Raw genomic sequence first — 12,997 nt, 5'->3', positions numbered from 1 at the left:
CGGACTTGGTCGAAACGTGTCAAGCAGCGATAGAGCCAGAACAAATTGCGTCTCTTTTCAGTTCTACCAAATATCGCCAGCACCTAGTAAAGGTGCCGGCAAAACGGTGCGTACCCGGTGGGTAGCGACGGAAGAAAAGAGGGCACTACCGGATATTATGGGACTTTGGCGGAACCGCGCCATGGGACTTCAACTGGCAAATACCCCGCTCCGTCACGAACGCTTTCGGGGGTTGGGGACCCCAAGTATTCATACATAAAGGCGCGCGCTGTTAAATCGGTCTGTGCGATATGATCAGCCGCAAATCGAGCAAGGCGCGGGGCTGACATGCTTGTGCCAACCATACGAGCCATTGAACCGCTTCTGGTCCCTGCACTTAACACACCTGGCAACACCAGACTGTCATCACCTTTCGCTGCCAAATCTGGGCCAAAACGCGTCCTGTCGGGTGTTAAATCGGGCCTATCATTTAGCGGACCGGAGGACGAATAATATGACACTTGTCGCGCACGCTCATTCCAACTGGCCACCACCACCGGTAAGTCGCCACAAGCTAAGCCGCTCAAAGTGCCGGAGCGTCGCACCAGAGAGCGGTCATCCGGTGGATCAACCACTATCGGCTGGCCAAACTCGCCAAATCGTTGGAATTCCGGGTCGATGAAATAGCTTTGCCTGCCATTTGGGCGATAACCCGGCACACTGCGGTCCCGTTGGACCCAAACCTTCAATGCCCCAAGTGTAGGAGCCAACGAAGATGATGTGTCGACAGAAATGGTCCAGCGGCCGAACTCGGCACTGGCGTCATCGCGACTTAACCGAAAAGTTGGAAAGAGCGTAAGATTTACAAGGGCCCGGTTGCTCACAGTCCTGAACGTTACGCCCATATGGCCGACCACCTGGTTAGAGGTGTTGCAGATATTCTGCCGATGTCCGGGGACAAGTGAGAGGGGGGGGCTTTGCAGGCCACTTGGCGAGGTCACCGTGACCTGAATATCGCTCATGTCCTTTTCACAGAGTCCGTAAGGAAGCCACATTTCGACATGTGACGCGGTATTGTCATCAGGCAGGATCATCCATGTCAAATCTCGCTTTGGGTGCGAAGCTTCCAAAGGGATCTCTGCATGACCTTGCGCCAAATTACTGTTCCCGGCGGGCAAAGTGATCCAGAGTTTTTGATCCTCCAGATTGGATTTGTGCCAGCTCAACAAATGATCGATGTCATCCCTGCCATCATGGGGGCCGGAGGTGTTGCCGTAGGAAAAGTTCAGGACAATCGGAACGGGCCCCTGCCCGTCTTCAAGAATGTAGGACTTGGCAGTGCTCAGGACGCTATGCAGCGCCAGCGCCAGACTTGGCATCAGGCTTTGGCCGGTCACATCAACGGTCACAACAGATGGCAACGTTGCACAAATGATAGGGCGCGTACCGCCACAGTCGCCGATAGGAAAGCCAGCAGCCAAGGCCGCAACATGCGTGCCGTGGGATTTACTCTGCGACAGAGGATCAAACCCCGAAGACGCATAATCCAACTGCCCCGTCGCTTGATAAAAGCCGGTTTCATCCAAAAGACCGTCTCTATGATACTGTTCAAGCAAGGCGTTGATTGCGGAATTGGTTAAACGTCTCCCATAGGTGGCATTGGCGGCTTTTCTATCGGGATCAACGGCTTGTAGATCTGCCAACAAGACCCGGCTAACAGTGTCTGACTTGCGAAGAAGGTTATGGGCTATCGCTATACCATCATCGATAATCCCCATAATCACGGACCCTTTGGGCAGCGCAATCTTTTCCTTTGGTGTTTCCTGCGGTTCGGCTGAAAAGTCGATATGCTGGTCGTTTACATGGGTCCCCAGATCGACATTTTCGACCATTGGAAACAAAGTGGCATGGTTCAACGTATCCAACACGGCTTTGCGGGCAATCACAGATAGATAAAACCGAGAGTGCAAAGTGGATCTATCCTGGACCGAATACTGCACAGGAACGATGAGATTGCGCAAAATGCTAGGTGGCAGGACCTCTAGAAAGCCATCAATGCTGACGAGTGCTCCGTCTGCTTGCAACGTGATCAGCGCCGACCACCACCTGTCATCCGCATCATCCATAGACAGACGAATGTCTGTCAGCAGGTTTTTTACCTGTCCCAAAGCGTCATCTGAAGTGGGGAAAGACATATCACTCCTCCAAACCCGACAGGTCCATCGGATTGAGGTCGTCCCATTCCTGGACAGCTTTGTTCCACAGCCAGTTCAAAGCCGGGTTTGCGCCACCGGTCGGGTCATGCTCTTTTGCTGTTGCCCAAACCTTGTCCCCATTGAGCGATTGCGACTTCTGCTTATTCTTTTGAGCGCAATAGACATCTGTCCAATTGAAATCACTATGCTCATTGAACTGTGTTCCATCAAAGGTCGCGCTGGTCCAATGGGATTCACCAGAGCACATAGATGTTACCGTGTTGGCCAAGGTCAGGCCAAGAATGGACCCTGCCACGCTATCGACTGGAAAATGCACCCCAGCAACGGTGCGATTGGTGGCAATGCGCGAGGCCAAGCGCATCAACATCTCGGCCCAATTGTCATTGCTTTTCTTTTTCTTTTGGTACTGCGGCGCGTTTGAGGCGCGCATTAACTCCAGCAAAACTCGTGCCATTACAAACGCTTCTGTCGCGTGTCCACTTGGAAGCGACCCATGCGTAGGGGTCTGGATCATCGGTTGAACCTGTGGCGACAACTCGATCGGGCGTTTGACCGACAGAGCATATTTCATTTGCATTTCGGAAAAGACTGCAAAGCGCAAAGCCACATCCAGCAGTTCCAAAGTAAAGGGCGTGCGCGCCGGGTCCAGAAACCCAATGGAGGCAAAAAACGGGATCGGGGCTTGGAGCTGCGAGGTTATTTCGCCTGCACGATCCTGACGAATGTCTGCATATCCGTAAATCAGGCGCAACTGCTCTACCAATTGGCGCATTTTGGGAGCCGTCAGGGCCACCAATTTGTGATACTCGGCATGCGGACTTTGATCTTCTGAACGTTGTTTGCGCCATAGCGTCGCCGTGGGCGTGCGTCCATGTTCAACTGTTAACTCTACGCTGGATTTCAGTGCAAAATCGAACACTTCCGCACGCACAGCCGGCGACAGACGGGCCAAATTCTTTGGGTCATTGGCCAGCCCTGAGGCGATTTGTCTGGGAAACTCTTGCTCTGCGCCAACAATACCATCGCGCGTCGTCATCAAAGCCCCCGCGGGTACACCTCCGGCAGGTCCGCCATAGGCGTTATAGGCGTTGTACGCATTATAAGCGTTGTAAGCGTTGTAAGCGTTGTAAGCATTATAGGCGTTATACGCGTTATAGGCATTTGTTGGATAGAGCATTGAAAAACCAATCTAATTTGAGTTTGATGTTACCCGGGAATTCCCATGGCGCGAAGATCTGCAGCAAATTCCTGACCGTTTTGAAAACCGGCACTCGGTGATTTTTGCAGCCAATGTTCGACACGCAACCCCGGTTGCGCTTGCAAAAGCTCCTGGACGGCTTGCCTGGCGCGGGCTTCGTTGCCAACCCGCGCTTCGGTGACAACCATCATGCGCAGGGTCGAGGCATGCGTGCGATTTAACCGATAGGACATGCGCACCAAATCGGCGGCTGTCTCATGATTGCCAGCGCTAAGATTGACACCAGCCGCCAAGGCCAAATTCATGAACCGATGCGGATCCAGAGGAGACAACTGCAGCCCGCGCTCAGCTTCTGGCAGACCCTCTTTGCCCCGATCCGTGAAGGCAAGCAGCATCGCCTTAAGTAGCCGCCCATTCACATCGTTTGGGTTGACCTCCAAGGCTGCGTTATAGCGATGCTCGGCATCATCCAGACGACGTTTCAGGTGGGTCAATACCTGACCTTCGCTCACCAGCGCCAAGCTGTGGTTTGGATCAATGTCAAGCGCCCGGGCCGTGCAGTCATAGGCCTGTTCACTGTCCCGATCTGGGTTCTCAGACCACCCCTGTACCACTTTCAGCAGATGCCACCGGGCTTTCCACGCCAAAGGTGTTGGATGGCTGCTGGATTTTTCCAAAAGCACGTTCAGCAAGGTATTGGATTTTCGAAAATCGACGGGTGACAGGCGATGCATCATCCCGACAGCACCATAGAGAATGCTATAATCTTCAAGGCTTTCAAGCGGCGTGTTCAAAACACGTTGCGTTTCACTTAGCACGATGGCGCGGCGAATATGATTGGCCACCAGGTACGGGTGTTCAAAGAATTCCGAAACTTGGTTTTGCTGTGTCTCTAGGGAATCTGACCACAAGACCCGTTTGGTGCGCGCATCTGAAAATTCATAGTGAATCTGTGCCCCCGCTCCGGCTTCGACCCAAAACCCCGAAAGGACAAAATCCGCCTTGAGCGATGACCGGATGTCTTCCAGATCGAGGCCTTGTCGTAAAAACGAAGACGTGGACATGCTTGAGATGACATTCACTTCGTGTGAGCGCGACAATTCCTGTGTCACAGCCACAGAAAACATAGTTCCCAAGGTGCCGGCCGAATGACCATCTACCCCCTGTCGCAGAGGCAAAACCGCGATGGTTGGCAGGATATTTGATGGCCGGGCAAGAAAAGAGGCCTCACCTTGTGACGCCTGAACAAGGCGAAACGCCCGGATCGGGATAACGCGGGTGTCGCCAACGCGGCTACCAATGCTTTCCCCGATATCTTCAAATTCAAGCAACGGATCGGAACATAGTGCATCCCGGATGCCCGTTGACACGACCAATGTTCCGGGCGTTGACAGGTCCGACAGGACTTGCGCCTGTAATTCCGCCCCCACCGCATTATTGGTTAAGCCAATAGAGACGTTGAGCTGGTCTTTTAGAGCAAAAGCACACCCAACCGCATGGTTCATTTGATAAAAGAAAAGCGCATGTCCACCGTCCAGTTCGGCCATGCTATGCAGTTGAGCCTCATCAAAATCCGTGCGGCGCAAGGCCTGAGTGATCTTCGCCTTACTGGCGGCAACAAAAACACATGTTCCAAAGCTTGCGTCTTGGGACGTAGTGGCTTGTTTTGGCTCGTGATTGACCCGCTGTGGACGAGGGGGGGCCATGGGGGCGGGCGAGGTTGAAAACCAAAGCTGATACCCACGTTTAGAAACGGTCTTTAGAACAGATTTACCACTGTCCCCCAGTGCTCGCCTGATTTCCGAGATACACTGGGTCAGGCTGTCGTCTGACACGGAAACATTTTGCCAGACCGCGTCCAGAATTTCATTCCGCGATGCAAGTGATCCGTTTTTTGAAATCAGAAAATCCAAAACGTCCAAGGTTTTGGGCCGCAAGAAAACAGGGTTGCCTGATGCATCAGACAGAACCTTGTCTTCTAGGGAGTACTCAGATGCCCCTAAGCGAATCAACGTCTTTTGCCCATTCGAACACGCTAAAGAGCCACTCCTGAATTCCCTTAGAGGTTTACAGTAAGAAGTTTCCCTAACGTGAGCAAGAATATCCTTTCCAAGGTGCCAGCCCGTCTCTCCGGGTTGGGATAGTTTGGAAGGGTAGAGAGACGGGCCGCATCTGACCAGACCAGGCGCCAAAATAAGGCGCCCTTCTGGCCCTTTGACTGCTTTGGTCGACACGGAAATGATGTCATTCGCAGTCATAACTCATAGCCTCCCCTAACAATCCCAAGCACCTAAATGGCGCTTATGAGAGGCAGGCAACAGCACGCTTGTTAAAGGAAACTTTGAGCCTCGTGAACTGACCCTAACGTCAACATGCAGGCAAATCCCCAAAGTTTTCCGAAAATTTTCCGAAAATTGTCTATGCCGAGTTTCCGGAAAATTTCAGCTTTTTTTCAGGCCTTTGAGGGCACGTATTGAGACCCTGTTGCCATCGACCTGCTCTCGAAAGGGGAATTTCATGGCGACCAATACGTCACTTGATCCGGCATCTGTTGGGCTTACAAAAGATGCAATCACCGGAACCCGAACTGCCGTTCAGACAATTTCAGAATTTGCCCAAGCCAGTGTCTCGCTGGTTCCTGAAATTACCGGGATGCCGTCCTGGTACACACCTATACAGACCGCCATTTCGAATGCGCAAAAGCAATCCACCAACTGGTTAGAGACATTGTGTCCTTCGGTCACATTTGGCGTGCCAATCGAAATCCACACCTTCAGCAAAAGCTTTGCCACCCAAATTTCAAAGATCGATACCATTCTGAGCGAAATCGGTTCCGGAGCCCCGAACTCAGAACAGAAGGCTGCCGTTCTTGATGCCTTGAAATCGCTTGAACAAGACGTTGCAGGTTACGCAACCAAAGCCACCGCGACACGCGGCCAGTTGGAAGACTTCAATACAAAACTGCTCGCGGATGTGAACGCATTGGGTTCCGCAGTGGGCACATTGGAACAGCATCTGGCCGATGGCAGCCAATATGTTCAAAAGCTAAAACAGGTCTATTCGGAAAGCTTTGTTGATGTCGAAAGCCACCTAAGCCCCTGTAACGTAATCGTTCTTCTGGACATGGACATCTCAGTCAAAGTTTCAATGACTGGTGCTCCATTGCAGGCGGTTGCGATTGTGATTGCGCAGACCCTGGTCGAGCGCGTCAACCAAAACGTCAAACAAACGCAGCCCGCATTGCAAGTGGTTCTCGACAGCTGGGGCACGCTGCAGAGCAAGCTGGCCGCCGTTCTGAATGACTTGGATGGTGCGACAGATGATTTCGCTTCGATCCTTGCCGAATTCGACCTGAACGCCGCCGAAACGCAATGGAGCGAACTGGGCAATTTCGTTGCGCAGTTTGTGCCGGGTGAAAGCTAACCCCCACCGCATCTTACAGACCAACCGATAAGGAGGAAATTATCATGGCTACCAAGAAACTCGGACCGCTTCAGGCGGATGTGGAAAAAGAAAAGAATGACCTAGCGGGCTATTTGACCGCGCGGGCCAATGTTTCGGCCTATGTGGCAGGTGTCCAAAAGGTCAGCATGCCCGACATCAACTTTGGCAAATTGCCAGCGGATGTGGCTAAAAACATGCCTGCGGACCCGGACAAACTCTACAAAGACGTTCAGAAGAACCTGAAAACCGCTCAGGACAACGCGCTGAATTGGTCCAACAACATTGAACCCAATCTGACGGAAATTCCCCAGTCCATCATCAACTTCAACGCCAAATTCCAATCCGCGTCCAGCAGTATTTCAACTTGGTTGGGGCAGTTGGCAAATGGGGACACCACCAACAAAGCCAACTTGTTGATGACCCTGAAATGGCTGATTGGTCAAATTGACGCCGAATCCGCAGCCATCACAACCGAGATGAACCTGATCAAACAGTTCAACACGCAGTTGACGACAGATCACAACAATTTCAGCTCATCCAACAATAGCTTCACAGTTCTGTACAACTACGAAGAAAAGTCTATCGCGACGCTTAACACCGCAATTGCCGGACTGAAGGATGCGTTGAAAGCCGAACAAAAAGCTATCACCGCATCAGCCGTGGCTGCCGGTGTCGGCGGAGGCTTAATGGTCGCAGGGGCCATTGGTCTGGCGACTGCAGAAACCGGTGTTGGCCTTGTGATTGCAGGGGCCGCCATAATTGTCGGTCTTGCCGCAGCTATCACCGGCATCGTTGAACTGGTCAAGGCCATCAACGCCAAGGTCGCAACCGAAAACGAGATCAATGCCGATGAAACCGCGGTTTCATTGTTGGCGGCTCAGGCCTCTGCTTTGCTGCAAGTCGAAACCTCTCTGAAAGAGTTGGTTGATCTGTCGTCCCAGGCCTTGGCCGCCGTGCAGGTGATCCTAGATACCTGGGGCACGCTCAAGGCTAAGATCTCGGCTGTTCACGACGATCTGGAAAAAGCGCAAGGCCCTGATCTGGGCAAGATCACAGCGGTGTTTGACATCTCCGCAGCTGAAACCCAATGGGCTGATCTACATAAATTTGCCGGCAACATGCAGACCTATGTGCAGCGCAATTTCCAAAAGGTTCACGACCTGGGCGATGGCGGCAAGGTCACACCTTTGGTTGTCGGGAAAAACAACCCCCACAAGGCAGCCTAACCAGCCTGATCACGCCCCGGGGGCCGGTGCTCGTGCCCCCGAGGCTCATCTCACATCAAAGTCGGAAATGGCTTCGCGCGACGGATGCCCCCATCGACGCGCCGCAACAGGAAGAGGAACTTCCCCGTGTTAAACTATGAAAAAAAAGGCTCATACACAGATAGTGTCGGCTTCCTTTGGGAATATTTTCAGGACGATACCGACCTGAGCATTTTCTATGTTGTTCCGCGCCCGGATTGGGTGATCAACGACAAAGGCAAGCCAGAGGTCAAACTGGTCCAGTACAAAACTGATCAACCTGCGACCAATGGATCGGGCTACATCACATTCAACACGCAGTTGACGGTGCCGGATAATGTGCGCGCGGGTGTTGAAGGCAAGATTGCTGTGGAATTCCCTGCGGCCCCCAAACCCTACCAGCTGAACCCTCTGGACTATAATGCCGGTTGCACGGCTGATTTTTCGCTGGATGTGAAGGGAACAACAACGTCTTACACGGCGACCGCCTCGGAATTTGGGGCCAATATAGCCAGTTTCCGCGCCGACCTTGACGCCGACGGTATGAAAACGATCAAAGGTCTGTTGTCCAGCGCAGGTGGCGGGCTTGATATCACTTACAATCTGAATGTTCAGGCGCGGTTGAACGCTGTGACCGCGACATTGTCTTTCAACTCGGCTATCGCTTTTCAATACCAAGTCCAGCACGCGCAACACCACGCCTATGCCGCTGACACTCCCCGTATTGTCACCAAACTTTTGAATGAATCGGCCTCTTCCAAGGTACACCTGAAATGGGGCATCGAAAACCCGTCCCAGGAGCTGGTGACCTCGGTTACCGATTGGGCCAATTCCACCATTGCTGCGCAGGTTTCGGCCGAAGTCAAAACCGCCCTCAGCATGTTGAAAGAGGAATCCTATGACAGTTTCAAGATCAACGAAGTGAGCAGCTTTACTTCGGTTTATGACACGGACCAAGTGATAAACTGGAAGCTCTTTCCCAAAGCCTCTCTGCCCAGTGTGAGTGATATCAGCGACTTTGTCACCGAGGTGGAGACACGTCAGCAGGTCATGACGATTTCCACCAACCTGCCATTTGAAGGCGACAAGGTGCAAGGGGCCAATGTTCCGAAGATTGACGCCAAACCCGTTGAACTCAAGCAGGTCACTGTCAAAGTGGACTACCCTGGCCTGTCCGAGGCAGACAGCACCTATGTTTTTACCAAAAATGGTTCAGCTACTTTCGTCGCCCCCTATAACGCAGCCCATGGCGATACTTACAATGTGACCTGGACCGCGGAATACGTCGACAGCGGTGCGCAACCGGCCGTAACGGGTCAAGAACTGGATGTGGCGAAAAGCAATTATGCTATCGAGCTTCCAACCGTCGGGATCTTGAATGTCTCCTTTGAGGCGCGCAATGCCTTTGCCCCCCTTAACGCTGCCGGAGGCTCAGTAAAGCCTCCCACTGTGACCTCGATTGATATCGACTTCCACTTTGCCAATGATCACGGCGGCGGTAAGGCGATCCACCAGAAGAAGACCATTCAGGCACCGGGAAAGAACAAAAACGCGTCGACCCAGGTCGTGTTCGCCAGCTACCTTGCCCATAATGTTGTCACAGGAACCGACTACTCCTATGTGGTAACCTACCACTTTGATGAAGGTCCCGATTTTGTAGGTCTGGCCACATCGTCCAACTCTTACAACGAGACAATTCCAACACCGCCTGCGCCGCATCCGACCAATGTTCTGATCATTGCCGCTCTTGCCGACACAACCCAAGGTGGAGGCACGGAACCAACAGTCCTAGAGGCCGATGTCAGCGTCTGGTTCGACGAGGATTTGAAGATTCCGGGGGCCGGGCCGCAACCGGACAAATCCAATCCGACCAACTTTAAGCTGGTGCCCCAAAAGGATGGTGGGACAATCGTCGCAAGGGATACGTTCTATGGGTTTATCAACGGCTATGTGCCGCTGGTCTATACGGCCTCAATTTCAACGTTGATGGGCGAACAGGTCACGATACAGCCGACCTTGATCGAAAATCATCAGACCACAATCCTGATCAACCCCGGTACGCGCTACACCACTTTGACGGTTGATATGGATGCGGTGGATTGGACGGCCAATAAATACGACAAGATTGTCTTGTCGGTGAATGCGACAGTACCGGATGCCAACGGTGGGTCCACAACTATAGGCAATACACAGACCTTCAACTACGTAACACCCGCGGCACCGGCGAAAACCAACGTTCCGCGCTACATCACCTACACGCGCAAACCCGAGCAAAAGGTGATCGACTTCACTTGGACGGCGACCTACATCCAAAACGGTGTAGGAACCACAACGGCAACAGGATCAGGTAACTCTGAAAATCCGACAATTGTTGTTCCGGCCAAGGGAACGTCGGCATTGGTGCCTCCGCCCAAGCCAGTATCACCGGTCAATGGGACGTGATTGACCATGGCTGATGTGCATGCACTTCCTGGCCTGACAAAGGCCTGCGTTCAGGCATCCCTTCTTGGGGTGCCTGTCGATCCAGCAGTTAAATCCGCCGGGGCACGGGTTCTGACCCATCTGTTGGCCCCCGAAGATCCGCAAGATGACTGCGGTCCCTTTCAACAATATAGTCTCCTGACGCCAAGCGGATTTCCCGTTGAGATGGCATTTGGCAACCCCTCTCAAGAGCTTCGCTTCACAACTGAGGTCGGGGGCCAATCCCCCCCCCATCACACACGGTTAGCCCTAGCCGAAGACCGTCTGCATGCCATAGGCCATAGAGTGCATCCGATTGACCTTGCTTGGTGCTCTGACCTGCAATCCAGTTACAGGCTTTCTTACGGAGCATGGGTCAGCATGCGCCTGGGCCCCTCACTTCAGGCCAGCAAGTTGTATGTTGAATCACCCTTGGAGGCACATGGTCTGGCGCTGGCCCAGTTGCACGCTCCTGGCAATCTAGCTGAGCATTTACACCAGCGCGGAGCACGTGTGACTATGATTGGCCTGCCCGAAGGGGGAGACCCAGAGTTTTACTTTGGTGTAAACGGCTTACGTCTAAACGAGATTCCGGACCTATTCGCTCGGCTAGGGCAGTTTGACGCCGGTAAAGCCGTGATTTCAGCCCTCGAAACCTTGTCCGGGCGATTTTTGAACACGGCAATCAGACAGCGCCAGACAGGTATCAGTCTGAAACAGCTACATGGTGGTGGCTGGCTGATGTCTGTGTTTTTCCAGGCTGCCGACCTGTACGCCAGTGGCTCTCAGACACGCAGATCGTTGCTGCGCGCGGCAACCAGCCTGCAATGCGACCTGTCTGCATATGAGCAGTTTAGCCAAGATGTGGCTGAGGAAACTGACGACGACCGGCACTGTATGCTGGCCTTGACCCCATTGCCGAACGGTCGCGTTGATCTGCGTGTCGGGCTGGGCGCGCTCGGGCCAAACGGTCCAAACGGTCCAAGTTGTGGTCAAAACTATATCACCAGCCAGCAGGCACCAGCCGGTGCACGCTCTGCGCCCGCCCTCTCCCATCAACAAATTGAACACCCATAGACAGAAAGGAAACGAAATGCCGTTGAGATTTGATGAAAAGAAAGAAGTTGCAGCCCTGAACGAGGCGTTCAAGGACATCCTGTTGGCACGTGCCGCTATCATGGGGCTGGATGATGTGGTGATTGAAGGAATAGGGTTCCCCGCATTAACACCCGAGCAGAAAAAGGCCGCACCAGATCCTGAAAAGGACCTGCAAATTCTAAATGCCCATCTCAAAGCGGCAACAATGCACGGCCTGACATGGTCCAATGACATCGAGCCATATCTGACCAAGCTGCCGCAATCCTTCCTCAACATTAACGCCTATGTTCAGGCCTGGATGCCTGCAATTTCCAAGCTGTCTCACGCCGAAAAAATTGGCGTGCTGGACGCTCAGGCACAGCACTTGGACGCTCAGGCGAAGGATCTGGACGAATTCTCTGCCAAAATCGCCAGCCTAAGCGACAAAATCGTAGCAGATGCAGCAAACTTTTCCGAAGCCAACAAGGCGTTTTCCGAGTTGGAAAAACTCGATCAGCAAAACCTTGAAGCTACGGCCACAGCCATCGCCAAGGTCAAAGAGTTGATCGACCAGGAAAGTGAAAAAATCACTGTCGATCTCAACGACGCTGAAAACCTGATCGAAATTGCCAAAGGGGTGATGGAAGCTGGAGAAAAGGTTAAGACTGGAACGGAAGGTGATGAAATCGCAAAGATGCTTGCCGTGACCGTCGGTGTCATTCTAATTGGCATTGGTGAGGGCAAGATTGATGACGCGCTCAAAACCATTCACGAACGTCTGGCCAATGCCGCCAAAGAGAGCGTGTATGAGATGAATTTTACGGCATTGACCTTGCAATTGCTCGCCCTGCAAACTGCCCGCACGTCCCTGGCGGGCCTGTCCAGCGACATCAAAGATGTTTATCAAATGGTGGATGGAACAGCGGTTTGGTACCGCGCCCGCGCCAAGGACCTTCAGGACATTATCGCGGCGGGGGCCCCTAGCAATGAAATTGACGAAGTCTCACTGAAAGCCTACGCAAATTCCTGGGTTACCTTGTCCAAAATTGCGCAAAATTGGCAGACGCGTGAGATCAGCTCGGCCATCAATTTCAAAGTTGCGCTGGCCCCGTTTGATCCGGCAATCGCACCGTCTTAACGGGCGGCCCTAACTATAATCCGGGCAGGTTGCATCGCGTTGACCCGCCCGGCTTTTTAACAGTCATTTACCGTCTAAGTTGCAACCAGATGGCCTGATCTGATGCTGACGGCCGCGCCAAGGTTCAATCGACCTAGTCCAGCCCGTTGCGCGGTTTCGTGTTCACAGCAAGACCGGTTCTGATCCTAAGGTCCTTTGGAGCCACTCCGCCCTGCCAAATGGTCAAGAAGCGTTTTGCCCG

General features: G+C 53.0%; 8 protein-coding genes and 1 pseudogene. 5 read left to right on the top strand and 4 right to left on the bottom strand.

Annotated elements, in window-relative coordinates:
• Window positions 1-155: 155 nt before the first annotated feature.
• The 4 genes and pseudogenes from AC5EFR_RS14355 to AC5EFR_RS14340 all read right to left on the bottom strand — a co-directional run.
• Window positions 156-2,174, bottom strand: a complete 2,019-nt coding sequence (locus AC5EFR_RS14355) for a S8 family serine peptidase (protein WP_493576474.1) — start codon at window positions 2,172-2,174, stop codon at window positions 156-158.
• 1 nt (window position 2,175) lies between these two features.
• Window positions 2,176-3,372: a phosphatase PAP2 family protein gene (locus AC5EFR_RS14350; RefSeq protein ID WP_493576473.1), complete on the bottom strand. Its 1,197-nt coding sequence runs from the start codon at window positions 3,370-3,372 to the stop codon at window positions 2,176-2,178.
• Window positions 3,373-3,401: 29 nt separating this feature from the next.
• Complete coding sequence (locus tag AC5EFR_RS14345; RefSeq protein WP_493576475.1) at window positions 3,402-5,099, bottom strand: tetratricopeptide repeat protein; 1,698 nt, start codon at window positions 5,097-5,099, stop codon at window positions 3,402-3,404.
• 36 nt (window positions 5,100-5,135) lie between these two features.
• Window positions 5,136-5,651: pseudogene (locus AC5EFR_RS14340) on the bottom strand (winged helix-turn-helix domain-containing protein); the annotation flags it as partial.
• Between the two features lie 259 nt (window positions 5,652-5,910).
• Between AC5EFR_RS14340 and AC5EFR_RS14335 the strand changes: the two are divergent.
• From AC5EFR_RS14335 to AC5EFR_RS14315, 5 genes are all read left to right on the top strand, one after another.
• The gene (locus AC5EFR_RS14335; RefSeq protein WP_493576472.1) at window positions 5,911-6,816 is read left to right on the top strand and encodes an HBL/NHE enterotoxin family protein; all 906 of its coding nucleotides are present in this window, start codon (window positions 5,911-5,913) and stop codon (window positions 6,814-6,816) included.
• 44 nt (window positions 6,817-6,860) lie between these two features.
• Complete coding sequence (locus AC5EFR_RS14330) at window positions 6,861-8,063, top strand: HBL/NHE enterotoxin family protein (protein ID WP_493576471.1); 1,203 nt, start codon at window positions 6,861-6,863, stop codon at window positions 8,061-8,063.
• 126 nt (window positions 8,064-8,189) lie between these two features.
• The gene (locus AC5EFR_RS14325) at window positions 8,190-10,523 is read left to right on the top strand and encodes a hypothetical protein (RefSeq protein WP_493576470.1); all 2,334 of its coding nucleotides are present in this window, start codon (window positions 8,190-8,192) and stop codon (window positions 10,521-10,523) included.
• Between the two features lie 6 nt (window positions 10,524-10,529).
• On the top strand, window positions 10,530-11,618 hold the full coding sequence (locus tag AC5EFR_RS14320; RefSeq protein ID WP_493576469.1) for a hypothetical protein: 1,089 nt from the start codon (window positions 10,530-10,532) through the stop codon (window positions 11,616-11,618).
• Window positions 11,619-11,634: 16 nt separating this feature from the next.
• Window positions 11,635-12,756, top strand: a complete 1,122-nt coding sequence (locus AC5EFR_RS14315; RefSeq protein ID WP_493576468.1) for a hypothetical protein — start codon at window positions 11,635-11,637, stop codon at window positions 12,754-12,756.
• Window positions 12,757-12,997: the final 241 nt, after the last annotated feature.

It is taken from the genome of Pelagimonas sp. (assembly GCF_058892305.1).
This window is presented reverse-complemented; position numbering and strand designations above follow the sequence as displayed.

What these genes read in the sequence shown, in the direction of transcription:
- AC5EFR_RS14355 (WP_493576474.1), bottom strand. Translation starts at nt 2,174, where the DNA reads ATGTCTTTCCCCACTTCAGATGACGCTTTGGGACAGGTAAAAAACCTG.
- AC5EFR_RS14350 (WP_493576473.1), bottom strand. Translation starts at nt 3,372, where the DNA reads ATGCTCTATCCAACAAATGCCTATAACGCGTATAACGCCTATAATGCT.
- AC5EFR_RS14345 (WP_493576475.1), bottom strand. Translation starts at nt 5,099, where the DNA reads ATGGCCCCCCCTCGTCCACAGCGGGTCAATCACGAGCCAAAACAAGCC.
- AC5EFR_RS14335 (WP_493576472.1), top strand. Translation starts at nt 5,911, where the DNA reads ATGGCGACCAATACGTCACTTGATCCGGCATCTGTTGGGCTTACAAAA.
- AC5EFR_RS14330 (WP_493576471.1), top strand. Translation starts at nt 6,861, where the DNA reads ATGGCTACCAAGAAACTCGGACCGCTTCAGGCGGATGTGGAAAAAGAA.
- AC5EFR_RS14320 (WP_493576469.1), top strand. Translation starts at nt 10,530, where the DNA reads ATGGCTGATGTGCATGCACTTCCTGGCCTGACAAAGGCCTGCGTTCAG.
- AC5EFR_RS14315 (WP_493576468.1), top strand. Translation starts at nt 11,635, where the DNA reads ATGCCGTTGAGATTTGATGAAAAGAAAGAAGTTGCAGCCCTGAACGAG.